The organism is Xanthobacter cornucopiae (assembly GCF_043195065.2).
In the GTDB taxonomy this organism is placed as follows: domain Bacteria; phylum Pseudomonadota; class Alphaproteobacteria; order Rhizobiales; family Xanthobacteraceae; genus Xanthobacter.
This window is the reverse complement of the sequence record NZ_CM195531.1, coordinates 499,673-526,270: the sequence shown is the minus strand read 5'-3', so window position 1 is coordinate 526,270 and position 26,598 is coordinate 499,673. Positions and strand designations below refer to the sequence as shown.

Here is a 26,598-nt window from a genome sequence, read left to right as displayed (position 1 = left end):
CCGGGCCAAGGTCGGCCATCGCCCGGCACCCGGGCCCGAGGTAGCCGCCGGCGGCGGCAGATGCTCGCCACCCCGAATCCAAGCCGCCAGATCCAAGCCGCCAAATCCAAGCCATCAGCCCAGAACCGCCCGCGACGTGAGCGCGACATCCTGGCCGCGCGTTCGTCCCCCGCGACGGCGCGCCGCCGTCCCCGTCAGGCCTTCCATGGAACTCTTCCTCAGCCAGATCCTGAACGGCCTCGTCATCGGCCAGGTCTACGCGCTCATCGCGCTCGGCTTCGCAATGGTGTTCGGGGTGGCGAACATCATCAATTTCGCCCAGGGCGCCCTGTTCATGCTGGGGGCCTTCCTGGCCTACACCGGCGTCGCCTGGCTGGGCCTGCCGCTGATTCCGGCGGCGCTGCTGTCGGTGATCCTGGTGGCCGGCCTCGGCGCGCTGCTGGAGCGGGTGGCGCTGCGCCCGCTCGGCGGAGCCAGCGCCATCGCGCCCCTGCTGTCCACCCTCGCCATCGCCATGATTCTGGACCAGGCCGCCGAGATCATCTGGACCCCCGAGCCGCAGGCCTTCCCCTCGCCCCTGTCCGAGCAGCGCATCTTCATCGGCGCCGCTTATGTGACCGGCACCGACATCGCCATTTTCGGCTTCGGCCTGCTGGCCGCCGCCGCTTTGGTGCTGGTGCTGTCGCGCACCTGGGTCGGGCGGGCGTTGCGCGCCACCGCTGAGGACCGCGACGCCGCCCTGCAGATGGGCATCCGCACCGATGCCATGCGGCTCTATTCCTTCGCCCTCGCCGGGGCGCTCGGGGCGCTGAGCGGCATCTTCGTGGCGCTTTATTTCCAGAGCGTGTTCCCGCAGATGGGCCTGCCCTTCGCCCTCAAGGGCTTCGCGGCGGCGCTGCTGGGCGGGCTCACCTCCATTCCCGGCGCCCTTGTCGGCGGCCTTGTCCTCGGCGTGTCGGAGACGCTGGCCAGCGGCTATTTCGGCGATACCTATCGCGATGTGGTGGCCTTCTCCATCCTGTTGCTGCTGCTCACCTTCCGGCCCCAGGGCCTGCTCGGGGACCACCGCCTGGAAGCCCTCGGCGGCGCCCACGCGGCGGCCGGCGCGGCACCCAGCACCAGCCTGCTCGCCGCCGGCGGCGGACCGGCCAGCGGTCGCGTCATCACCCTTCCGGCCTGGGGCTTCCCGCTGGTCGCCGCCGCGCTGGCGCCGCTGCCGCTGCTGATCGGCGCCGGCTATGGGCTTCAGGCGGTCACCTTCGGCCTCATCTTCGCGCTGCTGGCCGCCAGCGTCAGCCTGGTGTCGGGGACGCTGGGGCTGCTGTCCATCGGCCATTCCGCCCTGTTCGGCGTCGGCGCCTATGCGGTGGCGCTGCTGGCCCGGTTCCAGGGCTGGCCGGCGGAAGCCGCCCTCGCCGCCGCCATCGTCCTCACCGCCGCCGTGGCGGTGGCCGCCGCCCTGCCGCTGCTGCGCCTGTCGGGGCACACGGTGGCGCTCGGCACCCTGGCCATCGGCCAGATCGGCCATCTCGTCTTTCTCAACTGGGTATCGCTGACGCGCGGGCCGCTCGGCATTCCCAATGTGCCGGCGCCGGTGCTGGCGGCCTTCGGCGACCTCAAGCTCGCCAGCCTCGGGCAGAAATACTGGCTGGTGCTGACGGCCGTCGCCCTCGGCCTGCTCGTGGCCGAGCGCTTCGTGGGGTCGAGCATCGGCCGGGTCTGGCGGGCGATCCGCGAGGACCGGCTGGCCGCCCACGCCGCCGGCATCCCGGTGCGGCGCTATATCCTGCTGGCCTTCGCCGTCTCCGGGGCCCTGGCCGGGCTGGCGGGCGGACTCCTGGCCTATGTGCAGACGGTGGTCAGCCCGGAAAGCTTCACGGTGGAGCTGTCCATCGTCGTCGTCACCATGGCGGTGCTGGGCGGGCTCGGCAACATCACCGGCGCGGCCCTGGCCGGCTTCCTGCTGACCCTCGCCCCTGAGCTGCTGCGCGCCCTCGCCGACTGGCGGATGATCGCCTTCGGCCTCGTTCTCCTCGCCATGCTGCGGCTGCGGCCGCAAGGTCTTCTGGGAGCGCGCTGATGACCGCCGGCTATAGGGTGGAGAACGTCTTCAAGGCCTTTCGCGGCGTGCGCGCGGTGGACGGCGTCTCGCTCCACCTGAAGCCGGGGGAGACGGTGGCGCTGGTGGGGCCCAACGGCGCCGGCAAATCCACCGTGATGCAGCTCATGAGCGGGGTGGACCGCATCGACGGCGGCCGGCTCCTGGTGGACGGCGCGCGGGTGGACGGACGGTCCCCCGAGCGCATCGCCGCCCTCGGCGTCGGCCGCACCTTCCAGACCTCGCGGGTGTTCCCGGCCCTTTCGGTGTGGGAGAGCGTGCTGGTGGGCCGCCAGCTTCACCTGCTGCGGGGCGATGGCCGGCGCGCCATCGATCCGCTGCGCGAAAGCCTCGGCGCGGTGCTGGGCCTGCCGTTCTGGCGCCGGCGCGTCGCCCGCGAGGAAGCGGCGGCGGAGGCCGCGCTGAAGCTGTTCGGCGATCGCCTGTGGCCGCGCCGGACGGCGCCCGCCGCCTCGCTCTCCTATGCCAACAGGCGACGGCTGGAGATCGCCCGGGTGCTGGCCGGCGCGCCGCGCTACCTGCTGCTGGACGAGCCCACCGCCGGCATGAACCCCACGGAAACCGCCGAGCTGACGGCGCTGATCGGCGACCTGCGCCGCACCCATCCGGCCATCGGCATCCTGGTCATCGAGCACAAACTGTCCCTGGTGCGGCAGGTGGCGCAACGGGTGCTGGTGCTGAACCAGGGCGCGCTCCTGGTGGAGGGCCCGCCGGAGGACGCGCTCAGCCATCCCAAGGTGGTGGAAGCCTATCTCGGCCACGCCCGCCCCGACCGCCAGCTGTTCAAGGACGCCCATCTTGGCTGAACCCGCCCCGGCTGAACCCGCACCTCGTCTCCGCATCGAGGCCGTCGACGTGCATTACGGCGCGGTGCAGGCGCTGTTCGGGGTCTCGCTGCAGGTAAAGGCCGGCGAGGCGGTGGCGGTGCTGGGCGGCAACGCCTCCGGCAAGTCCACCACCCTCAAGGCCGTGCTCGGCCTGGTGCGGCCCACGCGGGGCGCCATCTTCCTCGACGGCGTGCGCATCGACGGGCAGCCGACGCCCGACATCATCGCCGCCGGCCTCGGCAGCGTGCCCGAGGGCCGGCGGGTGTTTCCGCGCATGTCGGTGCAAGAAAACCTGCTGCTCGGCGCCTACCCGCGCCGGCACGACCTCACGGGCCTGGAAGCGGAGCTGGAGCGGGTGTTCGCCGCCTTTCCCCGCCTGAAGGAGCGGCGCCGGCAGGCGGCCGGCACCCTGTCGGGCGGCGAGCAGCAGATGCTGGCCCTGGGCCGCGCATGGCTGCGCCGGCCCCGCCTGCTGTGCATCGACGAGCCCTCCATGGGGCTGTCGCCGCTGTTCGTGGACCAGGTGCACGACGTGCTGGCGGGCTGGAAGGCCGACGGGCTCACCCTGCTGATCGTCGAGCAGAACGCCCGGCTGGCGCTGGAGCTGGCCGACCGCGCCTACGTGCTCCAGCACGGCGCGGTGGTGCGCGCCGGCCCGGCGGCGGAACTGGCCGGCGATCCGGCGGTGCAGCGGGCCTATCTCGGCCAGGAGTGATCCCCCCCGACGAGGAGACAAGGCCATGTGCGACCGTCACACCTTCGGCACCGGATGGACCGGATGGCGCCCCCTGCCTGCCGCCCGGCCCGACGCCCGGCCCGCCGGTCCCTGGCTGGACCTGACCCACCCGTTCGGCCCCGAGGTGCCGCGCCTGCCGGTTTTTCCGCCGCCCCGCTTCGACACGCTGAAGGCGCTGCCGGCCGATCCCATCACCATCTCCAGCCTGGAGTTCGTCGCCCACGTCGGCACCCATGTGGACTCGCCCCGCCACTTCTTCACCGACGGCCCGGCGTTCGAAGACATTCCGCTGGACCGCCTCAGCGGTCCCGGCGTGGTCTGGCCGGTGGCGGTGGAGGCGGAAGGGCTGATCGAGACGCGGGCGCTCGAAGCGGCGACGCCGCGCCTGGAACCGGGCGATATTCTCGCCCTCCACACCGGCTGGTCGGCCCACACCGGCACCCCGCTCTACGACCGGCACCCCAGCCTGAGCCTGGAGGCGGCGGCGTGGCTGGTGGCGCAGGGCATCAAGCTGCTGGCCGTGGACTTTCCCACCCCGGACCTTGCCGGCCACCTGCGCCCGGCGGGCTTCGACTGGCCGGTCCACAAGCTGCTCCTGAGCCACGGAGTGCTGATCTGCGAGCACCTCACCGGCCATGATGCGCTGGTCGGCCAAAGGGCGGAGTTCTTCTTCGGCGCGCTGCCGGTGGTGGGCGGCGATGGCGCCCCCGCCCGCGTCGCCGCACGCCCGCTCGCGGGCTGAGGCCATCGGCCTCCCGGTCTCCGCTCGCAGCGGTGGAGGCACCCGGAGCCGGCGATGGCGCGCCGGCACTGGCGGCCGGCGCGCTCCGAACCTTGCGTCAGGAAACGGTCACCACCAGCAGGGCGATGAACATCAGGAAGGTTCCGACAACGCCAGTCAGCCCGAGAACCGCGGGCCCCCACAACACGATGCCGCCGGCAAGAGCCGCAACCAGAATGAGAAGAATGAAAATCGCGGCGAGCGGGTTTCCGCCCGCGGCATTCGTTTCGGCCATGAGATCGCGTCCTCATAAATTCAATTCGTTCGCCGGCCGGATCATTGACACATTGCGGCCACAGGCGGCAAAAGAATTTTCATCCTTGCGTGACGTCAATGACTTTTGGCGCAGCGCAGCGCAGGCGGCACCAAGGACCCGCATTCACGGCCTTTCCGGGGGATCGCCGGCCAGCCGCCGCCGCCCGCCAGGACCAGCCCCGCAAGGAGGCGCGCGCAAACGCCGCGCCCCGCCAGCGGCCCGGTCGTCCGCCCGGCGCGCTGAAGACAGCGCCGCCCAGCGCCGCCCCCCTGGGAATCCGGTGCCGGCAACCGGCGAGGGGAACGCCCGCGGCCCAGAATCGCTGTAAAATCGTGTTGATAAACCCCCGTCGCCCGCTCGCGCGCGCGGAAGCAAAGCCCGTCCCCTGGCCCCGAAAATACACAGCTATACGTTAGAAACAGTGAATTTCAGGGTCACGACTATTTTTAGCTCACACATGACCCTAGGTCACCACCGTGCCGCCGCGCCGCCGGCGGCCACCCGGCGCACGCGGACCGCATTGCCATGCCGGCCTCGCTCCAAATATCATCACACTCCGATGACAGGTGCCCTGGTCTGGGATGGAGGAGACACGCGCACCGAACGAACGCAAGGTCACCGCGCGCCCGCAGGTGATGCCAAAGACCTGCGCTGTGTGCATCATGAGGCGCCGAGGGCGGTCTGCCGCGAAGCCGGCCGCGTTCAAGACGCAAGCAGGCTGGACCACGTCCCGGGGCAAGATGGCGCACATGAAAGATTCCCTGAAGCGCCTCGCACGGGGCGCGGGCTTTCCCTTCATTCTGGCGCTGCTGGTCGCCGTCATCATCTGCGCCCAGGGCTATGCGTTGTACCGCTCGTACCAGGCCACATGGCTGCTCGCGACCCGGTCGGCCGAAAACGTGCTGCACACCATCGCCGCCACCATCGAACGCAACCTGGAGATCATCGAGCTTTCGCTGATCGGACTGGAAACGGCGTCACGCATTGAAGGGGTTGATGATCTTCCCCCACAAGTCCGCAACATGCTGCTTTTCGACCGCGCCGCCAGCGCCCAGTTTCTCGGCGCCATGCTGACCATGGACGCAAACGGCAATATCCGGTTCGATTCCAGCTTCCCCACCCCGCGCGACTTCAATTTCGCGGACCGGGATTATTTCCAGATCCATCGCACCCCGGGACACGGCGCCACCTTCATCAGCCGCCCCTTTTTCAGCCGCATTCGCGCCGGCGAGCCCAGCGTCGCGCTCAGCCGGCGCATCGCCACCGCAGAGGGGGAGTTCGCCGGCATCGCCGTGGCCTCGATCCGGATGGAGTTCTTCCGCCGGATGTTCCAGCAGGTGGACCTCGGCCCGGGCGGCGCGATCGCGCTCGCACGCACCGACGGGGTCCTGCTGTACCGCTACCCGCCGATCGCCAACGACGAGAACATCGGCGTCGACATCTCCACGTCCACCATATTCCAGAAGATGCTCCAGCAGCCCGGCGAGCCGTTCGTCGACAGCTCCCGCCTCGATCAAACGCGTCGGTATTATCTCAGCGCGAAGGTAGGTGATTTTCCGCTTCTGCTGTCGATCGGCATCTCCACCACCGCGGCCATGAAGGAATGGAACGAGCGCGCGCTGGTGACGCTGGCGGTCACCATCATCGTCTGCATCCTCATCGTGCTGCTGTTCCATGGCCTGCGCCAGGCCCTCGCGCGCAGCCAGGACATGGAGGAGCAGCTCGAGATGATGGCGGTGACCGACGCCCTGACCGGCATCCCCAACCGGCGCGCCTTCGACATGGCCATGAGCAACGAGATCCGGCGCGCCATCCGGCACAAGGTGGAAGTCTCCGTTCTCATGATCGACGTGGATCACTTCAAGGCGATCAACGATAGCCATGGGCATGCGGTCGGCGACGAGGTGCTCCGGCGCATCGCCCGGCAGATTTCCGAGAGCGTGCGGCGGCCCGGCGATTTCGCCGCCCGCTACGGGGGCGAGGAATTCGCGGTGTTGCTGCCCTGCACCGGCGCCATCGCGGCGATGCAGGTCGCCCAGAAGATCCGCACCAACATCATGCACCTGACCACCCCCAGCCCGAGCACCCCGGCGTTGCACCAGGTGTGCGTCAGCATCGGCGTGGCGTCGATGCGGCCCACCCCGGGCGATACCGCGGCCGAGATCCTGCGCCAGGCGGACGAGGCGCTCTATGCCGCCAAGGCGACGGGGCGCAACCGGGTCGTCATCCGTCCCGACGCGGCACTGGCGCAGGCATAGGCCGCTCCTCCTCCCACGTCCGCCCGGACCGGCCGGGACGCCGCGCGGATCGAGCGCCACCGCCCGCGGGACGGCGCAGCTCCGGCGCAAGCCCCTGCGCAACGGCAGCCGGAACGCCGGCGGCATGGCGGCACCGCAAGTGGCGGCGCCGGCGATGAATCGAACCGGGCCATCGTCATTACACGCACAAGTGTTCGCCAGAACAGGCGCCGGCCGCGTCCGACCCGATGCAGGACCGCTCGGGAACAGCTACAGAGTCCAGCGTGACGAGGTGGCGCACTCCACGCCTCACATCTGCGGCGGACACGGAAACATCAGTCCCATGACGGCTTCATCGGAAAAGGGCCAGACAATCCAGGCCTCATGCACCACCCCGGGAGCCCAGGGGCGCTCCCCGCCCTGGCCAGCCCGAGGCGCCCCCGCATCGGAACCCGTCCGCTGACGGCCAAGACCATCGCCGGCATCGGCCCGGCCGGATCGCCAGCCGCAATCATTCCACGATCCACGGAGACAACCATGAGCACGCGCCTGTCGCGTCTTCGCACCCGCCTCGGCGGTGCTCTTCTTGCCGCCGCCGCACTGCTGGCGCCCCCCGCGCTCGCCGCCAACAATCTCGGGCTCGAAACCCTGCCGCTCACCATCAAGAACAACACGGCATCGGGCAAGAACGTCTATGTCTCCATCACCGGAATGGTGAATGGAAACTGGTACACAGTCACCGACGCCAAGGGGAACGTGGCACGCTCCACCTATTCGCCCACCCCGCGCGCGTTCGCGCTGAACATCGGCAAGGCCACCAAAATGGACCTGCAATTGCCGCAGCTGGTGGGCATGCGCATCTATGTCTCGCTCGACAAGCCGCTGCTGGTGAACACCAGCCCCGATGGCGTGCCCGGCGCGCCGGCCGGATGGGTGCCGAACGATCCGAACTTCAACACCATCTTCGACTGGGCGGAATTCACCTGGGTCAAGGACGGGCTGTCCTCCCTCGGCGGCAACCTGACCCAGGTGGACATGGTCGGCATGGCCATGCGCATCGACCTCGCCGGCCTCGACAGCGACCTGAAGACCCCAGTGACCAAGAGCGTCGGCTTCGCCGTCAATCCCAACACCAGCATGCGGCGGGACTATTTCTCCGCCCTGCTGAAGGCCGGTGCCCCGTGGAGCCGTCTGGTGATGCGCGATGCCGCCGGCAAACCGATCCGCGTGATCGCCCCCTATCACGGCATGGAGATGGGCTGGTTCCCGCGCGGCCAGCTCCAATCCTACATCAACCAAGCCTATATCCAATATGCCACAAAGACCTTGCGTGGCACCTCCGAGGGCGTGACCTTCACCGGCCGCGCCGTGGGCCGCGACCTGGTGTTCACCGATCCGAAGACCAAGGGCACCTTCCGTTTCCCGCGGCCGGATTCCTTCAACGCCTACATCGGCAATTTCGTGCCCTCGCCGCTCCCCACCGACCCGGTCCTGGAACGGCGGGGACGCGCCATCGGGGCGCTGTTGCAGGGCGCCTACATGCGCACGACCCTGCTGACGAGCGACGACCTGAACGCCTGCCGCAAGGCCCAGTTCTACAAGAGCGAGCCGGTGAACATCTATGCCAGCGCCCTGCACGCTTTGGCCATCGGCGGCAAGGCCTACGCCTTCGGCTATGACGACACCTGCGAGCAGAGCAGCTACATCGGCGTGCATGCGCCGAAGTCGCTGGTGCTGACGCTCGGCCCGCTGTGATCGGCGGCGGGAGCCGGCCTGCCGGCCCCCGCCTGCTTCGCCTGCGTGACCGCCAGTGTCAGGCGCCGAAGCGCGCCTTGGCCAGCGGCAGGCTGCGAATATGCCGGCCGGTGAGGGCCGCCACCGCATTCACCACCGCCGGCGGCACGCCGGGCAATCCCGGCTCGCCGACCCCGCCCATGGGCGCGCCGCTCTCCACGATCGCCACATGCACCGCCGGCATGTCGGCGCGGGTGAGGATGGGATAGTCATCGAAATTGTGCGACTGGCGCACCCCGCTCGCATAGGCCAGTTCCTCCACCAGGGTGGAGGACAGGCCCAGCGCCACCGCCGATTCCACCTGCGAGGTGACGATGGCCGGGTTGACGATGCTGCCCGGATCGAACGCCACCCACACATTATGGACCTTCACCGCGCCGCCCTCCACCGACACCTCGGCGATGGTGGCGGTCTCGGAGCCGAACGGCGAGGCCATGGCGACGCCGCGCGCCCGCCGCCCGCCTTCGGCCGCATAGGGCCCGCGCCGCCACCCACCGGAGAGGTCGGCCACGGTGTCCAGCAGCTTCAGGCGGCGCGGATCGTGCTGCAACAGCGCGCGGCGCAGGGCGAACGGGTCCTGCCCGCCGGCATCGGCCATCTCGTCGAAGAAGCTCTCGTAGAAATAGTCGTTCATGGAGTGCCCGACCGAGCGCCAGAAGGCGAGCGGCGCCGGGTGGGCGCGCTTCACGAAGGCCACGGACCGGTTGGCGATGGCATAGGGCTTCTTGATGATGCCCTCCACGGCGGAATCGTCCACCTTCCCGTCCGGCAATCCGAAATAGCGCCCGAGCGGCCCCTCGCCCACGGTGCGCACCTCGATCGCCACCGGCTGGCCGGCGGCGTCCAGGGCAGCCCGGAAGCGGCTGAAGCTCAGCGGGCGCAGCGCGTCCATCTTGAACTCCTCCTCCCGCGACCACAGCACCTTCACCGGCCGGCCGGTGGCCTTGGCCAGGATGATGGCCTGCGGGAACGGGTTGGCGGTGCCGTAGGCGAAATGGCGACCGAAGAAGCCGCCGAGCTGCGGCGAATGCAGGATCACCTTGTCCGGCGGCAGGGCCGCCGCCCGCGCCGCCAGCGATACAAACAGGTCCGGCATCTGGTTCGGCACCCACAGCTCCAGCGTGCCGTCGCCGTTGAAGCGCGCCATGGAGGATGGGGGCTCCAGCTGGGCATGGGCAAGGTAGGGCGCGTCATACTCCGCCTCGATCACCTTGGCCGCATGGGCGAAGGCGCGGGCCACATCGCCCTGCTGCTCGGCCACCAGCCCCTTCGCCTCGGACGCCTTGAGCGCCGCCAGAAGGCCCGCGGAGGAATAGTCCGCCGCCATGGCATCCAGGCCGGTGGCGACGGGCCTGGACCAGGTGACCTTCAGCGCCTCCACCGCCTTGCGGGCGCGGAACCAGCTGTCGGCCGCGACCGCCACCGCGCCAGGCAGCCAATGCACCGAATGCACGCCGGGCATGGCGGCAACCGCGTCCTCATTGGCGATGGACACCGGCTCGGTGCCCAGGTGATCGGCATGCACCACCGCCGCGTACAGCATGCCTTCCAGCTTCTGGTCGATGGCATAGACCGCCCGGCCGGTGGATTTGGCACGGGCATCAAGGCGCGGCACCGGCTGGCGGATATAGCGGAAGGTGCTTGGATCGCGCAGCTTCACGTCATCCGCCGGCGCCAGGGCAAGCGCCTCGGCGGCGACCTCACCATAGGGAATGCGACGCCCGTCCGGCAGCACGAGCGTCGCGTCATCGGTGGCGATGGCCTCGGGCGCCAGCTTGAACCGGGTCGCGGCGGCGCGGATGAACATGTCGCGCGCCGTGGCGCCCAGCCGGCGCAGGGCCGCATAGCTTGACCGGGTGGAGAAGCTGCCGCCAGTAAGGCGCAGGCCATCGACGAGGGCATAGTCCGGCCCCGGCGGCGCGCATTCCACCGTGAAGCGGGCCGGAGCCACGTCCAGCTCCTCCCCCAGGATCTGAGCAAGCCCGGTGCTGATGCCCTGCCCGCCTTCCACGAACGGGCTGAGCAGGGTGAAGCGGTTGTCCGGCGTCACCACCAGGAATGCGGGAACCCGCGTGCCCGGCTTCACGGCGTCGGCCACCGGCACGGCGGCGCGCACCGCCGTCGGAAGCACCGCGCCGAGCACCAGGGCCCCGGCGCCGATGCCGAGAAAGCGCCGGCGCGACAGGTTGGAGACGCCCTGTTCCCGCATCAGTGGCAGAGTGGTGGCGGGCGTGAGCTTGACGAGAGCGTTCATGATGGCCTCCCTCAGCCCGCCACCTGGCGGATCGCCTCGGCGATGCGGTTGTAGGTGCCGCAGCGGCACAGGTTGGTCATGGCGTCGGCGATCTCGGCGTCGGTGGGATGGGGGGTCCTGGCAAGCAGGGCGGTGGCCGCCATCACCTGGCCGGACTGGCAATAGCCGCATTGCGGCACCTGCACCCGGGTCCAGGCCTCCACCACCCTGCGCCCCACCTCATCCTCCTCCACCGCCTCGATGGTGCGGATGTCGGCACCGGCGAGGCTGTCCACGCTCACCTGGCAGGAGCGCGCGGCCGCACCATCGATGATGACCGTGCAGGCCCCGCACTGGGCGACGCCGCAGCCATATTTGGTTCCGGTCAACCCCAGCGTGTCGCGCAGCACCCACAGCAGGGGCGTGTCAGGCTCCACCGTCACGTCATGCGGGCGTCCGTTCACGCGGATGGTGCTCATGGCTATGTCCAGCTTGGAAATGTTCCGGAGAAGCTTAGTCGCCGGATGGCACTGCGCCTAAGGTCGTAAACGCGGAGAATTCGGACATCGCCGCAACGGCGGGCCGGGGCGCCGGTCACGAATTGGAGAGGTCGATCACCGGGGCGCGCCCACAGGCGGAACATTGGTATTTTGGCACCTCCTTAATAGGAGAGCCCGTAGTCTCGCCCCTCCGACGCGCGCCGGCGCCGATTCGCGCCGGACATGGGCCGTGTTCGCCCGTCCCCCTCCATATGAGAAACGGGCGGCGCTTACACGTGCACGCCGATGAGGCCGGCGAGAGTGAGCAACGCCACCACCAGCACCGGCGGCGCCCGCCAGCGGGTGAGCAGGAGGAAGCCGGCCACAGCGAGGGCGAAGTCGGCCGGGCCGAGCACCGCTCCCGTCCACACCGGATCGTAGAGCGCCGCCCCCAGAATGCCGACCACCGCCGCGTTCGCCCCCCGCATGGCGGCCTGGGCGGAAGCGCGCGCCCGCAACCCGTTCCAGAACGGCAACATGCCCGCCACCAGCAGCAGGCCGGGCAGGAACACCGCCACAAGGGCGATGGCCGCGCCGGCGAGGCCGGTCGGGGCCGGCCCCATCACCGCGCCGAGATAGGCCGCGAAGGTGAACAGGGGCCCCGGCACCGCCTGGGCGAGGCCGTAGCCGGCGAGGAAAGCCTGGTTGCTCACCCATCCCGGCTCCACCACCGCCGCTTGCAGCAGCGGCAGCACCACGTGGCCGCCACCGAACACCAGGGCGCCGGATCGATAAAACGCCTCGAACAGCGCCACCCCCTGCGCCCCGCCCGCCAGCAGCGGCGGCACCGTCAGCAGCAGCGCGAACAGCACGAGCAGGGCCGCGCCACGCCGGCGCGACAGGGGAAAGGCGAACGCGCCAGCGCGCGCGCCGGCCGCGCCGCGACACAATCTCAGGCCCGCCACGGCCCCGACCGCCAGGGCGCCGAGCTGCCCCACCGCGCCGCCGACGAACACCACCATCAGCACGCCCACCAGCGCCAGGGCCGCGCGCGGGCCATCGGGCGCGAGAGTGCGCGCCATGCCCCACACCGCCTGGGCCACCACCGCAACCGCAACCAGCTTGAGCCCATGCAGGGCGCCTGCCATCCAGGGCCCGCTCAGAGCCGCCGCCCCCAGGGCGAAGGCGACCAGCGCCAGGGCCGACGGCAGCGTGAAGGCGCACCAGGCGGCAAGCCCGCCGAGCAGGCCGCCACCGCGCAGGATGCCAAGGGCGAACCCAAGCTGGCTGGACGCCGGGCCGGGCAGGAACTGGCACAGCGCCACGAGATCGGCGAAGCCGGCATCGTCCAGCCAGCGCCGCTTCAGCACCAGCTCGTCCCGAAAATAGCCGATGTGGGCGACAGGACCGCCGAATGAGGTGAGCCCAAGCTTCAGAAAGGCCCGGAACACCTCGGCCGGCGATCCGGCACCCGTGGGGACGGCGTGTTCGACGGCGTCGCAACCCATGGACCTGCCCCCGGATGACCGGCCGACAGCACGGCGGCGCGGCATGCCCGCCTGCCGGACATGGCGATATATCGCATATCAATATCGATATTCGATAATCATAGGAGTCGTCAATGATCGGGCGAACCCGCGCGAGGCCGGGATCAGGACCGGTGCGTGTGCGGCTCAGGCCTCGCCAGCGGTGCCGGCGCGGCCCTCCTCATGGGCATGGAAGCGGCACTCGCAATGATCCGCGAGCACCTCGATGACCCGGCATTCAGCCACACGGCCATGGCTGCACTCGCCCACCATGCGCTCCAATTCCGCCTCCAGGGCCCTGAGGCTGGCGATGCGCCGGCGCACCTCCTCCAGCCGGGCATGGGCCATGGCGTCCGCCCCGGCGCAGGATTGCTCGGGATGGTCCTGCAGCGCCAGCAGCGCGCGGATGGCCTCGATCTCGAAGCCGAGTTCCCGCGCGTGGCGGATGAAGGCGAGCCGCCGCAGGTCCGCCGGCCCGTACAGGCGGCGATTGCCCTCGGTGCGCACCAGCGGCGGCATGAGGCCGATCTGCTCGTAGAAGCGGATGGTGGGCACCTTCACTCCGCTCGCCTTCGCCGCCGCGCCGATGGACACGCCCGCGCTCATTTTCCGCTCTCCCGCCCCTTGCTCCTCTAGTCGCTAGAGGATGTAGGGTGCCCGCGACTTCAAGGAAAGGGGCCCGACGTGAACGCTCCCATCGTGCAGAGTCGGTATCGTGTCACCGGCATGGACTGCGCCTCCTGCGCCACCAAGATCGAGGGCGCCGCGCGGCGCGTCGCCGGAATCTCCGAGGTTTCCGTCTCGGTCACCGCTGGCACCGTGACCCTCCACCATGCGCCGGAAGCCGATCTCGATACGCTGGAACAGCGTCTCGGCACGCTCGGCTACACCCTGTCCCCGCTCGCCGCGCGCGAGGCCGCCCCAGCCGCACACGGGCATGACCCTGCAGAGCATGGCCATGCCAGGCACGACCACGCCGCGCACGACCACTCGGGGCACGACCACTCGGGGCACGACCATGCCCCCGCGCCCGCCGGTGGGCATGGCCACCAGCATGAGGCGATCGAGGGCCCGTGGTGGCGCTCGACCAAGGCGCGCCTGACCCTGGCCAGCGGCGTTGCCCTGGCCGCCGCTTTCGGCGCCGGCCTGCTGGCGCCGCGCTTCGACACGCCGCTGTTCGTGCTCGCCATGCTGGTGGGCCTCGTGCCTATCGCCCGCCGCGCGTTCGCCGCCGCCACCAATGGCATGCCGTTCACCATCGAGACGCTGATGACCGTCGCCGCGGTGGGCGCCGTCATCATCGGCGCGGCCGAAGAGGCGGCGGCGGTGGTGTTCCTGTTCCTCGTGGGCGAACTGCTGGAAGGGGTCGCAGCCGGACGGGCCCGCGCCTCCATCGCTTCGCTCACCGACCTGGTGCCCAAGACCGCCTGGGTGGAGCGCGACGGCACCACCCGTGAGGTGAGCGCCGACAGCCTCGCCATCGGCGACATCATCCTGGTGCGCCCCGGCGACCGCATTCCCGCCGACGGCCGCATCGTCGCCGGCGAAAGCGCCATCGACGAGGCACCGGTGACCGGCGAGAGCACGCCCGTGCGCAAGGGCGTGGAGGCCGCCGTGTTCGCCGGCACCGTGAACGGCGACGCCGCCCTGCGGGTCGAGGTGACGGCTGCCGCCGCCGACAACACCATCGCCCGCGTGGTGAAGCTGGTGGAGGAGGCGCAGGAGAAGAAGGCTCCCACCGAGCGCTTCATCGACCGCTTCTCGCGCTATTACACTCCCGCCGTGCTGGTGGCTGGCGCGCTGGTGGCGCTGGTGCCGCCCCTCGCCTTCGGCGGGCCCTGGGACGAGTGGATCTACAAGGGCCTGGCCATCCTGCTCATCGGCTGCCCGTGCGCGCTCGTCATCTCCACCCCGGCGGCCATCGCCTCCGGCCTCGCCGCGGGGGCGCGGCGCGGGCTGCTGCTGAAGGGCGGCGCGGTGCTGGAAACCGTTCGCAAGGTGACCACCGTGTGCTTCGACAAGACCGGCACCCTCACCGAAGGCAAGCCCAAGGTCACCGATCTCCTCCCCCTCGCCCTGCCCGCCGCCGAGGTGCTGCGGCTCGCCGCCGCCCTGGAGACCGGCTCCAGCCATCCCCTGGCCCGCGCCATTCTGGAGCAGGCGGCAGCCGACGGCATTGCCGTGCCGGCGGCGGAGGAGGCGAAGGCCCTGGGTGGCAAGGGCGTGACGGCGCAGGTGGACGGACGCGCGGTGTTCCTCGGCGCACCCAAGGCCGCGGCCGAGCTGGCTCCTGTGGGCGCCGACGTGACCGGCCGCATCGCCGCTCTCAACGACGACGGCAAGACCGTGTCCCTGCTGGTGGTGGATGGCACGCTGGCCGGTCTCATCGCCCTGCGCGACGAGCCCCGCCCGGATGCCGCCAGCGCCCTCGCAAGCCTGAAGAGCGCCGGCATCGCCACCGTGATGCTGACCGGCGACAACCGCCGCACAGCCGAGGCCATCGGCCGACGGCTCGACATCGCCGTGCGGGCGGAGCTGCTGCCGGCCGACAAGCAGCGCATCGTCGCCGAGCTCAAGGCCACCGGCGCCGTGGTTGCCAAGGTGGGCGACGGCATCAACGATGCCCCGGCGCTGGCGACGGCGGACATCGGCATCGCCATGGGCGGCGGCACCGACGTGGCGCTGGAAACCGCCGACGCGGCGGCCCTGCATGGCCGGGTGAAGGACATTCCCGCCATGATCGCCCTCTCGCGCCGGACCATGGGCAACATCCATCAGAACCTCGCCATCGCCCTCGGGCTGAAGGCGGTGTTCCTGGTCACCACCGTGGCCGGCATCACCGGCCTGTGGCCGGCCATCCTGGCGGACACCGGCGCCACCGTCCTCGTGACCATGAACGCCCTGCGGCTTCTCGCCTTCCGGCCGGAGTGAGCGGACGCCGCCGCCGCGCGGTGCGAGCCGCCGCAACCGAACGGCGGCGGGCGCCGGAAAAACGAAAGCCGGCGGGGTGCACCCGCCGGCCTTCCTGCAGAAAGGGAGCCGTAGCCCCTGGCCGGCGCCGGCCGCTCAGCCCGGCATCACCGGGCCGATGGAGGCGTCGATGAGGGAGGCCTTGCTGTCGCGGGCGTTGACCACCTTGAAGTAGAGCAGCTTCACCGCGTCCATGATGAGCGTCCACGCCAGGCAATAGGCCCACACCACGCCGATCAGCAGCCAGGGCAGAGCCGGCATGAACCAGCCGAACGCGCACATGAAGATGGCGAACACCTGGGTGCCGAAGATCGCCCCCAGCACCGGCAGGCTGGGATAGGGCGGCTTGAACAGCGTGCCCTGCACCCGCGAGACGAAGAACAGCAGGTGGCCGCCCGCCGCCAGTTGCAGGAACAGCATGGTCTGCACATGCGGCAGGTCCATGGGCAGGATGGCGGTCAGCTCCGGGCTCTTCATCCAGAACATGCCGAGCATGACGATGCCGAAGCTCTGCACCAGCGCCATGATGCCCATGATGGTGGAGAAGGAGATGATGCGGTGCATGTTCCAGCGCACCGGCTTGTCCTGCACCTTCACGTTGTCATAGGCGATGGTCATGATCGGGATGTCGTCCAGCAGCGCCTGGAACACGATCATGATCGCGGTGAGGGGCATGAAATTGTAGGTCAGATAGGTCAGCACCACCACCAGCATGATGTTGAGCGTCATGGCGATGCGGTAATAGATGTAGCTGGTGATGCGCTCGAAGATCGCGCGCGCCTCCATGATGGCATGGATGATGGTGGACAGGCCCGGAGCGGTGAGGATCAGGGCCGCCGCGCTGCGCGCCGCGTCGGTGGCGCCGCTGACCGCCACGCCGCAATCGGCCTGCTTGAGCGCCGGGGCGTCGTTCACACCGTCGCCGGTCATGGCGACGATATGGCCGCGCTCCTGCAGCGCCTTGACGATCTGGAACTTGTGCTCCGGGAACACCCGGCCGAAGCCGTCCGCCACCTCCACCGCGCGGGCGGCGTCCACGGCGATATGCTCCGGGTTCGAGTCCTCGCCAAACACCTCGCTGGCCACCAGGAGGTGGTCGCCGAGGCCAAGCTGGCGGGAAATCTCGCTGCCGATGGCCACGTCGTCGCCGGTCACCATCTTCACCGTCACGCCCAGTTCCTTGGCGCGGGCGATGGTTTCCGCGGCATCGGACCGGGGCGGGTCCAGCATGGGCAGCAGGCCGAGCAGGGTCCAATGCGTGCCGTCGGCAGAGCGGGCGATGCCGAGCGCCCGGGTGCCGCTCTGGGCGAGCCTCGCCACCGTGGCGAAGTATTCGGCCGCCGTGTCCGGCGACAGGCCGGCCAAAGCGGCGATCACCTGCGGCGCGCCCTTGGCATAGTGCACGATCTTGCCGTCGGGGCCCTTGACGGTGGCCGCGGTCTTCTTGTTCACCGGATCGAACGGGGTGAAATCCACCGGCGTATAGGCCCCGAGCGCCTGCGCGTCCGTGACCGCCGCCAGCACCGCCTTGTCGATGGCATCGTCGCTCTGCTTCTGCGACGCCAGGGCGGCGCCGAGGATCAGCTCGTCCGGGCTGGCATCGCCCCAGGGAATGGGGGCCTGAAGGGTCAGCTTGTTCAGGGTGAGGGTGCCGGTCTTGTCCGAGCACAGCACATCCACGCCCGCCAGTTCCTCGATGGCGGAGAGACGCGAGACGATGGCCTGCTGCTTCGACAGCGCCAGCGCCCCCAGCGCCATGGTCACCGACATCACCGCCGGCGTCGCCACCGGCACGGAGGCCACCAGAAGCACCAGCACCAGTTGCACGATGGCGCCGGCGTGCTGCCATTCCCAATGGCCGTCGGCGACGATGTCGCGGTGCACCTGAGCGACGACCAGCAGCACGGCCAGCGCCGCCGACAGGATGATGAGGAAGTCGCCCATCTGCAGCACCGCCTTCTCGGCGTGCGACTTGGCGCCGGCCGAGGCCACCAGCTTGGCGGTGCGGCCGAAGAAGGTGCTGTTGCCGGTGGCGGTGACGAGACCGGTCATGGCGCCCTGGCGCACGATGGAGCCGGAATAACCGCTATCGCCCACGGCCTTCGACACCGGCAGGGATTCGCCCGTCAGCGCCGCCTGGTCCACGGAGAGATACTTGCCCTCGGTCAGGATGAGGTCCGCCGGCAGGGTATCGCCGCCCGACACGCTGACCACGTCGCCCGGCACCAGGTCGGCGGTGTCCACCGTCGCCCATTGGCCGTCGCGCAGCACCCGCGCCTTCAGCGCCAGCCCTTTCTTGAGGGCGGCCAGCGCGCTCGCCGCCTTGCTGTCCTGCCAGAAGCCGACGATGGCGTTGTAGATCAGCAGGCCCATGACCACGCTGAAATCCGCCCAGTCGAGCCGCACCAGCGACAGCAGAGCCGCCGCCTCGATCATCCACGGAATGGGACCCCAGAAATAGCCGAGCAGCTTCTTCCAGCGGCTCTCCTCCTGGGCGGCGATGGCGTTGGGGCCATACTTCGTCTGCCGGGCGCTCACCTCAGCCGCGCTCAGGCCCTGCGGTGCACTGCCGAGCTCGGTGAACTTTGCGGCGATGCCGGCGGCATCCAGGCGCGTCGGGCTGCCGCTCGTCGCGCGGCTCACCGGCTCTGCATGTGGGGGTGCGTCTGCACCCGAAACGGCGGCTGTCTGAGACATGTCATCCCCCGGAATTCGGGCCGGCCCCCGCCGCCCGAGCGCACGCCATGATGACCGCCACACGTGACGGTTGATTTGACTTCCAGCAAACTCCCCGTCCCGGACGCTAAAAATCCGAGCCTCGCGCCCCCGCCGCCACCGCTGAGCCCGTCGGGCACCGCCCCCGCCGCGCCAGCGCCGGACGCACCGGGAGGCCCCCGCCCTCAATGGCCGATCAGCACGATCCACGCGGCCGCAAGCAGCATGCACGCCACCGCCACCGGCACCCCGGCGCGCGCGAATTCGCCGAACGAGATCTTGATGCCGCAGGCCGCCGCCTGTTCCACCACGATGATGCCGGCAAGGCTGCCGAACACGATGAGATTGCTGGAAAAGCCCGTGCCGAGCGCGAGCGCCGCGCCGAGCGCGTCGGCTTCGCTCCCCGGCGCCAGGAACGGCACCAGCAGCATCACCGCGGGATTGTTGCCCACCACATTGGAGAGCACGCCGCTGACCAGGAACAGGGCCAAAGGATCGTTGAGGTTCAGGCCGGTGGCGCGCAGATCGTTGAGCAACGACTGGGGCAGTCCGGTGGCCGCCATCGCCGCGTTGACCACGAAAAGACCCATGATGAGCAGCAGCAGATTGCCATCCACATTCTTCATCACGTCGCTGGAGGCGATCTGGCGGTTGATCAGCAGCACGCCGGCGGCCCCCATGGCGATGAGATCGCGCGGCCAGTCGCTGAGCACGAAGGCGAGCACCACCAGCACGGTGACGACGGCAGCCTTGATCGTCTCGGTCCTGTCGAGCCGCGGAACCTGTGTCTGTGCGAACACCGGATGCTCGCCCGCCGCCTGCGGCAGCGACCAGCGGCCCCGGTACATCATCGCGACGATGCCCCACACCAGCGGCAGCGACACCAGCGCCGGCACGCCTGCGACCCCCAGGAAGCCGTTGAACGACAATCCCAGCTGCTGCGCCGCGATCATGTTCTGGGGACTGCCGATCAAGGTCCCGGAAGAGCCGGTATTGGCGGCAAAGCAGAACGCCAGCAGGAACGGCACCGGATTGAGCCCGCGCGCCAATGTCACCGACACCAGCAGCGGGGTCATGGCCACCACCACCACGTCATTGGTGAGCAGCGCCGAGAGCAGTCCGCCGACGGCGACCAGCACCGCCAGCAGCACCGGCGCGCTCACCGGCAGCATCGCCACCTTCTGCGCGGTCCAGCCATAGAAGCCCGACACCACGAAGGCGGCCGACACCACCATCAGCCCGAACAGCATGCCGACGCTGCTGTAGTCGATGGAATCCCACGCCGCCTTGGCGCTGATGGAGCCCACCACCATCATCGCCAGGGCGCCGACGATGGCGGCCCCGGTGCGGTCCACCTTGAACCCCGGCAGCTTGCCAAAGCCCATGGCCACATAGACCAGCAGGAAGATGAGGAGGGTAACGTCCATGAAGCCCGCCGGTGCTGGAGCCATCGCCGGACAGCAACCCGCGCCGCGCCGACATTGCCCTGACATTTTCACGATTCGCCGAATTGCGAAAACGCCGGGCAGCGCCGGCGCGGGGCCCCGGACCGCAGCCAGGCAGGCGGAGCGGGGCTCAAGCGCCCTTGGGCTCGGCCTGGGCGGCGTGGTGATAGTCCCTGCGGATCTTGGCCAGGTCCACGGTGGGGGCGGGCAGCTTCAGGTTCATCTCGTCGAGGGTCGCCTCGATGATGCGCGACACGGCGAGATTGCGAAACCACTTGTGGTTTGCCGGAATGACGTACCAGGGCGCATGCTGGGTGGAGCATTTCTCCAGCATGTCCTCATAGGCCTCGACATATTTGTCCCACAGGGCCCGTTCCGTATAGTCGGCCTCGCTGATCTTCCATTGCCGGGCCGGATCGTCGAGACGCTGGCGGAACCGCTCCAGCTGCTCTTCCGGGGTGATGTAGAGAAAGAACTTCAGGATGGTCACGCCGGATTGGGTGAGCAGCCGCTCGAAATCGTTGATGAGGTCGTAACGCTGCGACCACACCGCCTTCGGCACCAGCTCGTGCACGCGCACCACCAGCACGTCCTCGTAATGCGAGCGATTGAAGACCGCCACCTGGCCCAATCCCGGCGTGTGCGGATGCACCCGCCACAGGAAGTCGTGCAGGCGCTCTTCCGCCGTGGGCTGCTTGAAGCCGGTGACGGACGTGCCCTGCGGATTCATCGCCGCCAGGACATGCCAGCAGGTGCCGTCCTTGCCGGCGGCGTCAATGCCCTGCAGCACCACCAGCAGCGCGTGCTTCTTCTCGCCATACAGCTTCTGCTGCAGCTCGGCGAGGCGCGCCACGTTCTTGGCCAGATCCTCCTTGGCATGCTCGGCGGACGCGTAATCGCCGTGGTAGGCGGCATCCACGTCCTTCAGCCGCACCCGGGTCCCTGGCTCCACAATGAGCTTCTTGCGCAGGCCCATCCCGCTCTCCTCTCCTCATCCGGCCACCGCCCCGCCCGGGAGGGTGACCTTTTCCCCTCCCGGCAGGCGGAACGCCCACCGGATCATGTTTCCCGGACATCTTAGGAGCTTTCACCGGACCACGCCTTGCGATGGCCCGGGTCTCCACCGCCACTGCGGACCGGGACCAACCCAGGCGTCGGCGGCGGGTGCGTGACATCCACCGCCGGCGCCGCGTGCCCGATGGAATCGGTGATCTCCGGCATCATCCCCCGACGGCACCCGGGTCCAGTGGCCGGTCGATCAGACGGCCGCTCCGGGGCGAGATGCGCCCCCTGATTTGCGATGGCCGGCATTGAAGAACCTCAAGGCGGGAAACCGGGATGGGATGGCGGCGGGCCCGCCGGCCGGAGCGCATCCCCCTCCGCCATCGGCGTGCGGCCACCGCCGGCAACCGGGTGGGCCCGGCGACGGATCGCCACGCCCGCATGCCGTCAGCCCGCGGTGTCGGCGGCGATCTGGCGGACACCGGCCGCGCCGGCGGCGGCGGCGACCGCCGGCAATGGCGGCTGGGGCGCGGCCACATCGAGGATCGAGGCCAGCCGCTCGACGCGCTCGCGCTCGACCAGGCTGTAGGTGCCATCCGCCGCGGCGATGGCCGCCACCTTCTGCACCAGTTCCCGACGCTGCGCGACCTCCGGCACCAGGGCGGCGATGGCGTCCACCGCCGCCTCGCGTTCCAGCAGCAGAATGTAGAACTGCTCGCGCACCAGGGCCTTGAAGGCCTCCAGAGGCAGTTGCAGCAGGTGCTGGCGGGCGTCGTTGAGCGACATCGCCGCGCTTTCATCCAGGGCCCGGACGGCGGAGATGACGTAAAGCGCAGCGCGGGCCAGGGCCTCGTTGAACCCGCCCTCGGCCACCCGGGCGCGAAACTCCGCGATCTTGCGAGCGCGGAAGGCGTCCTTCTGCGGGCTGTTGGCCGGCAATTGCCGGACCTTCGCATCGATATTGAGCCCCAGGACGCCTTGCAGCGCCGGCGCGCCGTAAATGGCGAAGAAGGCCTTCTCCACCCATTGGTCGCGAGCCTCGCGGTAGGCCTCCAGGCCGGCGGTGAGCTGGTCGGAGAACAGCTTCTGTGCCAGCAGGAACGGGTTGTCGTCGGCCACCGGCCGGCGCTCCTTGGCCACAGCCTCGGCCAGGGTGGCCACGCCCCGCATCAGCGGATTGCTGTCGGCGAAGGCGGTGTAGCTCGTCCGCAGCGGATTGCAGGCGAACAGGGCCTGCGTCAGCTGGGGGGTGGAAATGGCCCGCACGGCAGGCTGAAGGAAGGTGCGGTAGAGGGAATGATTGATCTCCGACAGCCGCCGCGCCGCCGCGAAGGCGCGGTCGTCCTCCACACTGTTGCGGCCATAGGCGCGGATATCGTCGAGGGAGCGCAGCTCGAAACGGCTGTGCCAGGCGCGGCCTTCCGCCCGCGCGGCGGCATCGGTGGCCGGCTCGATCACCAGCTCATAGAGGCCGGGCGGCAGGCAATCGATGAGGTCCATCAGGCGCACCAGCTCCTCGTCCTCCTTCGCCCCCACCTTGGAGGACACGAAGATGGCAAGGTGGCCGACCTTCTGGTTCATGCAATAGACGATGGTGCGCCCCTCGGCGCGGATGTCGTCCACGTCCTTGTAGAGATCGAGGATCCACCCCAGCGTCTGCGGCGGCGGCGAAATATTGTCACCCTGCGACGTGAAGACGATGACCGGCGAGGAAATGTTGCGCAGGTCAAAAACCCGGCCGTCGGTGGCGCGCACCTCGTTGCGGGTCAGCTTGTCGCCGATGAAGAACTCATCCACCAGAAACTGGATCTCGTCGCCGTTGAGGGTGATGAAATCGCCCCACCATTTCTCGAACTCGAGATAGCGCGACCCTTCGGTGTCGACCGTGGCGAAGACCTCGTATTGCTTGCCCCACAGCCAGTTGGCGGGGTTCAGGGCATCGAAGTTCAAGATCAGCCAGGTGCCGTCGAACGTGCCGCCGCCGAGATCGCTGACCAGAGCGGTGAGCCAGGAGCCGCCCAGCAGGCCGCCGGAATAACGCATCGGGTTCTTGCCATGCACGCCCTGCCAATAGGACATGGGCGAGCCGGCTACCATGCAGGGGCCGAAAAGGTCGGGCCGCAGCATCGCCACCATCAGGGTCTGGTAGCCCGCCTGGCAATTGCCGATGGCGAAGGGACGAGGCGCGCGCGGATGCAGATCCACGACGCGCTCGAAGAAGGCCACCTGCCCTTCCACCACGTCGAGGAAGGTCTGGCCGGGCTCGGGCGTGGCCGCGAAGCCGATGAAATAGACCGGATGTCCGCTGCGCAGCGCCTCGCCGATCTCGCTTTCGGTCTTGAAGCCGCCGATGCCCGGCCCCTGTCCGGCGCGCGGATCCACCACCACCACCGGGCGCTTCCCGGGGTCCACCTCCACGCCGGGCGGCGGCACGATCCGCGACAGCGCGTAATTGATGGGCCGGGGCAGCGACCGCCCGCTCACCAGCACCTCATGACCGAAGCGCAGCACCGTGGCCTGAGGACGGGAGGTGATCTCTTCCTGAACGTTGCCGCGCTGGCGCAGCAGGTCCAGGAACAGGACGGAACGCTGCCACACATCCAGAAGATACGCTCCCGCCGCGCCGGCCACGGCCCCCGGCCCGCCGGATGCGGCACGGGCGCCCGGCGCGCTCCACCCCGACACCGGCATGCCCCAGGTCCGCGGATCGAGAAGCGGAGACGCGATTGACGTGGCGGATTCGCTGCTCATGGATACCTCGCTCGGATCAGGCCGGCCTTCGCCCCGTGGACGACCGACATGGCCGCGCCGGGGATGCGGTACACTTTCGCGCTGCACACAGCTAGGAGCTGCAATTCCTTCCAGTCAAGCCCGGGAATCTCCGCGCGCCGAAGTTTCGAGACCAGTCACGGCCTGATCGATTTTCCGGCTCATTTCCCGGCGCCGGGAAATGAAACTCCCCGCGCCCGGGACGCCGGCAGCGGCGGGGCGGACATCCAACCGCGAACGGCGCCCGCCATAAGCCGGCGCGGCGCCACGCAGGCCCGCGAGCCGAGCGCGCGGCCCCGTTTCATGCCCCCTCGCGCTTCAACCCGTAGCCGGCCCCGAATGTCGCGGCGCCGGCTCCCGCCCGCCTTGCCGGCAGGCCCGGACGCCCACCCGCGCGCCCGCGCCAAGATGAGCGGAGGTCGCGGCCTATCCCAAACCGGATATTTGCGCCTTGCCGATATCGCCGGCAGGCGTGAAGCGCTCGAATTGACATCGGCCTATTGGCGCCCTTAGCTGACGCGCCATCCGCGCTTCCTTGCCCCGCCCCACCCGACGAGCGAAAATCTTGCTGAAATTCAGTGACGTCGTCTATCGCATCTATGAGGCCACGCTGAGTCCGGAGCACTGGCCCGCCGCGCTTGACGGCATCGCCACCCTGTCCGGATCGGAGGGCGCGCTGGTCTATGCAAAACGGCCCACGGGCTGGGACATCGCCGCCCATTCCCCGGGGCTCGCGGACGCGGTGCGCATCTACGCGGACGAGCACTGGTGGCAGCACAATCCGTGGCTCGATCAATCGGTGGAGGTGGGGTTCCGGGTGGGGGATGTCTATTGCGACCACGACATCATCGGCGACAAGAGGGCCACGGACCTTCCCTTCTATTCGCAATTCCTGCCACGCGTGGGCCTGGGCTGGCAGATGGCGGCGGTCATCCAGGCGGATCTCGGCGTGCCCACCGGACTCGTCGTGCAGCGCGCCAAGCCCAAGGGCCCCTATGCCACCGCGGAGATGGACACCCTGCAGCTGGTGTCGCGCCATCTGGAGCAATCCTTGCGCATCTCCTCCAAGTTCGCCGCCGCCAGCGCCGCGGAGGGGTCGGCCGCCGCAGCGCTGGACACCATGGATCACGCCGCGTTCGTGCTGGACGGGCAACAGCGGCCCGTCATCGTCAACCAGCCGGCGCAACACCTGATGGGGCGTTACTTCACCCATGACGAGGGCCGGCTCGTCCCGGCCCGGCGCCACGAGCAGGAGGCCTTCAGCGCGGTGGTGCGGAATGCCCACGCCGCCGATCCGCAGGCCAGCGGCGCCCCGCAGCCGACCACCATTTCCGATCCGCAAGGGGGCGGTCCGCTGGTGGTCTGGACCCTGCCCGTGGTCGGCGCATCGGCGAACCACCTGGGGATCACCCAGCCCGACGCCCATGTGCTGGTGCTGGCGCAGCCGCTGGAGCAGGACCGCGTCATCGACCCCGGCGTCCTGCGCAACGTGTTCGAGCTGACCCTTGGAGAGGCCCGCCTCGCCGCCCTGCTGGGCGCCGGCCAGAGCCTCAAGGACGCGGCATCCCAGCTGGGCATCACCGAGGGCACGGCGCGGGTGGTGCTGAAGCGCGTTTTCCAGAAACTGGATGTCGGCCGCCAGGCGGAGCTGGTGTCCAAGCTCGCCATGTTCGCGAAGCCGGCCCCCTGAAGCAGGCCGCCGTCTCCCGAACGCAACGGAAAAATGATACGCCCGATCCGCGCCATGCGCGCAGGCCGCCAACAGGAGTCGTGGCATGACCGTTTCCCCGCAGATACCGGACACGCAAGCCCCCCTCGTGGCGTTCGAGATCGTGGACGGCGTCGGCATCCTCACCCTGGAAAACCGGGCCAAGCGCAATGCCCTCAGCCATGCCCTGATGAACGGCGTGCTGGCCGCGTTCGACACCTTTCGCGCCCGCAAGGTGCGCGTGGTGGTGGTGCGCGCGGCGCCGGGCATGAAGGTGTGGTCCGCCGGGCACGACATCCGCGAGCTGCCCCGCGGCCAGAAGGACCCCTTGGCCTATCGCGACCCGATGGAACAGCTTCTGCGGGCGATTCGCACCTATCCCGGCGCGGTCATCGCCATGGTTCAGGGCTCGGTCTGGGGAGGCGCGTTCGATCTGGTCCTGTGCTGCGACATCGTCGTGGCGGACGAGACGTCGAGCTTCGCCATTACCCCGGCGAACCTGAGCCTGCCCTACAACACCACCGGCCTGCTGCATTTCCTGCATCGCGTGCCGGTCAACCTCATCAAGGAGATGTTCTTTTCCGCCCAGCCGCTGCAGGCGGACGCGGCGGCGCGCTGGGGCATCATCAACCAGCTCGTTCCGTCGGCGGAGATCGAGGCACATACGCGCGCCCTCGCCACGCTGATCGCCTCCAAGGCGCCGCTGGCTGTCGCGGTGGTGAAGGAGCAATTGCGCGTGCTCACCGACGACCAGCCGGTGCCGGCACAGGTGTTCGAACGGATTCAGGACATGCGCCAGCGCGTGTTCGAGAGCACCGACTACGAGGAAGGCATAAACGCCTTCCTGGAGAAGCGCCCGCCGGTCTTTCGCGGCGAGTGAGGCCCCGCCGCGGGCGCGCCGGCGAAGTCCGGCAGGCCGCCGCCCCGGGCACGCCACGCCGCCCGCCCTGCCCCGCGAGCCGACAGGCCCTCCACGCGACAGCACGGCCGGACGCCGGTTT

At 69.6% G+C, this 26,598-nt stretch carries 18 protein-coding genes; 9 read left to right on the top strand and 9 right to left on the bottom strand.

Going from position 1 to position 26,598, the window contains the following annotated elements; genetic code table 11:
• The first annotated feature begins 205 nt into the window (after positions 1–205).
• The 4 genes from V5F53_RS02310 to V5F53_RS02295 are packed head-to-tail and all read left to right on the top strand — an operon-like array spanning position 206 to position 4,424.
• On the top strand, positions 206–2,080 hold the full coding sequence (locus tag V5F53_RS02310) for an ABC transporter permease (RefSeq protein WP_393996859.1): 1,875 nt from the start codon (positions 206–208) through the stop codon (positions 2,078–2,080).
• Entirely contained in the window at positions 2,080–2,925 is an 846-nt protein-coding gene (locus V5F53_RS02305) for an ABC transporter ATP-binding protein (RefSeq protein WP_393996858.1), read from the top strand. Before V5F53_RS02310 ends, V5F53_RS02305 begins: the two co-directional genes overlap by 1 nt.
• The gene (locus V5F53_RS02300) at positions 2,918–3,661 is read left to right on the top strand and encodes an ABC transporter ATP-binding protein (RefSeq protein ID WP_393996857.1); all 744 of its coding nucleotides are present in this window, start codon (positions 2,918–2,920) and stop codon (positions 3,659–3,661) included. The genes V5F53_RS02305 and V5F53_RS02300 overlap by 8 nt, the downstream gene beginning before the upstream one ends.
• 25 nt (positions 3,662–3,686) lie before the next feature.
• Complete coding sequence (locus tag V5F53_RS02295; RefSeq protein ID WP_393996856.1) at positions 3,687–4,424, top strand: cyclase family protein; 738 nt, start codon at positions 3,687–3,689, stop codon at positions 4,422–4,424.
• A 97-nt stretch (positions 4,425–4,521) separates the two neighbouring features.
• On the opposite strand, the gene V5F53_RS02290 is transcribed toward V5F53_RS02295, so the two are convergent.
• Positions 4,522–4,698: a hypothetical protein gene (locus V5F53_RS02290; RefSeq protein ID WP_393996855.1), complete on the bottom strand. Its 177-nt coding sequence runs from the start codon at positions 4,696–4,698 to the stop codon at positions 4,522–4,524.
• Positions 4,699–5,300: 602 nt separating this feature from the next.
• Here V5F53_RS02290 and V5F53_RS02285 point away from each other — a divergent pair.
• On the top strand, positions 5,301–6,977 hold the full coding sequence (locus V5F53_RS02285; protein WP_393996854.1) for a sensor domain-containing diguanylate cyclase: 1,677 nt from the start codon (positions 5,301–5,303) through the stop codon (positions 6,975–6,977).
• A 516-nt stretch (positions 6,978–7,493) separates the two neighbouring features.
• Complete coding sequence (locus V5F53_RS02280; protein ID WP_393996853.1) at positions 7,494–8,711, top strand: beta-1,3-glucanase family protein; 1,218 nt, start codon at positions 7,494–7,496, stop codon at positions 8,709–8,711.
• Between the two features lie 58 nt (positions 8,712–8,769).
• Here V5F53_RS02280 and V5F53_RS02275 read toward each other — a convergent pair whose 3' ends face one another.
• The 4 genes from V5F53_RS02275 to V5F53_RS02260 all read right to left on the bottom strand — a co-directional run bounded on the left by V5F53_RS02275 (position 8,770) and on the right by V5F53_RS02260 (position 13,594).
• Complete coding sequence (locus V5F53_RS02275; RefSeq protein WP_393996852.1) at positions 8,770–11,004, bottom strand: xanthine dehydrogenase family protein molybdopterin-binding subunit; 2,235 nt, start codon at positions 11,002–11,004, stop codon at positions 8,770–8,772.
• An 11-nt stretch (positions 11,005–11,015) separates the two neighbouring features.
• Positions 11,016–11,462, bottom strand: coding sequence for a (2Fe-2S)-binding protein (locus tag V5F53_RS02270; protein WP_393996851.1), 447 nt, complete (start codon positions 11,460–11,462; stop codon positions 11,016–11,018).
• A 290-nt stretch (positions 11,463–11,752) separates the two neighbouring features.
• A complete protein-coding gene (chrA, locus tag V5F53_RS02265; RefSeq protein ID WP_393996850.1) occupies positions 11,753–12,970 on the bottom strand; it encodes a chromate efflux transporter in 1,218 nt (405 codons plus the stop codon).
• 165 nt (positions 12,971–13,135) lie between these two features.
• A complete protein-coding gene (locus tag V5F53_RS02260) occupies positions 13,136–13,594 on the bottom strand; it encodes a MerR family transcriptional regulator (protein ID WP_393996849.1) in 459 nt (152 codons plus the stop codon).
• A gap of 120 nt (positions 13,595–13,714) precedes the next feature.
• On the opposite strand from V5F53_RS02260, the gene V5F53_RS02255 reads away from it, so the two are divergent.
• Positions 13,715–15,919 (top strand): heavy metal translocating P-type ATPase, encoded by a 2,205-nt coding sequence (locus V5F53_RS02255; protein ID WP_509213004.1) that lies wholly within the window; start codon positions 13,715–13,717, stop codon positions 15,917–15,919.
• A 135-nt stretch (positions 15,920–16,054) separates the two neighbouring features.
• Here the strand turns inward: V5F53_RS02255 and V5F53_RS02250 are convergent, their stop codons facing one another.
• The 4 genes from V5F53_RS02250 to V5F53_RS02235 form a co-directional block, all read right to left on the bottom strand.
• Positions 16,055–18,601, bottom strand: a complete 2,547-nt coding sequence (locus V5F53_RS02250; protein ID WP_393996847.1) for a plasma-membrane proton-efflux P-type ATPase — start codon at positions 18,599–18,601, stop codon at positions 16,055–16,057.
• Between the two features lie 257 nt (positions 18,602–18,858).
• Positions 18,859–20,100, bottom strand: a complete 1,242-nt coding sequence (locus tag V5F53_RS02245) for an ArsB/NhaD family transporter (RefSeq protein ID WP_393996846.1) — start codon at positions 20,098–20,100, stop codon at positions 18,859–18,861.
• A 148-nt stretch (positions 20,101–20,248) separates the two neighbouring features.
• Positions 20,249–21,094, bottom strand: a complete 846-nt coding sequence (locus V5F53_RS02240) for a polyphosphate kinase 2 family protein (protein WP_393996845.1) — start codon at positions 21,092–21,094, stop codon at positions 20,249–20,251.
• 473 nt (positions 21,095–21,567) lie between these two features.
• On the bottom strand, positions 21,568–23,871 hold the full coding sequence (locus tag V5F53_RS02235; RefSeq protein WP_393996844.1) for a DUF3141 domain-containing protein: 2,304 nt from the start codon (positions 23,869–23,871) through the stop codon (positions 21,568–21,570).
• A 583-nt stretch (positions 23,872–24,454) separates the two neighbouring features.
• Between V5F53_RS02235 and V5F53_RS02230 the strand changes: the two genes are divergently transcribed.
• Both V5F53_RS02230 and scpB read left to right on the top strand, forming a co-directional pair.
• Complete coding sequence (locus tag V5F53_RS02230; protein ID WP_393996843.1) at positions 24,455–25,579, top strand: helix-turn-helix transcriptional regulator; 1,125 nt, start codon at positions 24,455–24,457, stop codon at positions 25,577–25,579.
• A gap of 85 nt (positions 25,580–25,664) precedes the next feature.
• Positions 25,665–26,477 (top strand): methylmalonyl-CoA decarboxylase, encoded by an 813-nt coding sequence (scpB, locus tag V5F53_RS02225; protein ID WP_393996842.1) that lies wholly within the window; start codon positions 25,665–25,667, stop codon positions 26,475–26,477.
• Positions 26,478–26,598: the final 121 nt, after the last annotated feature.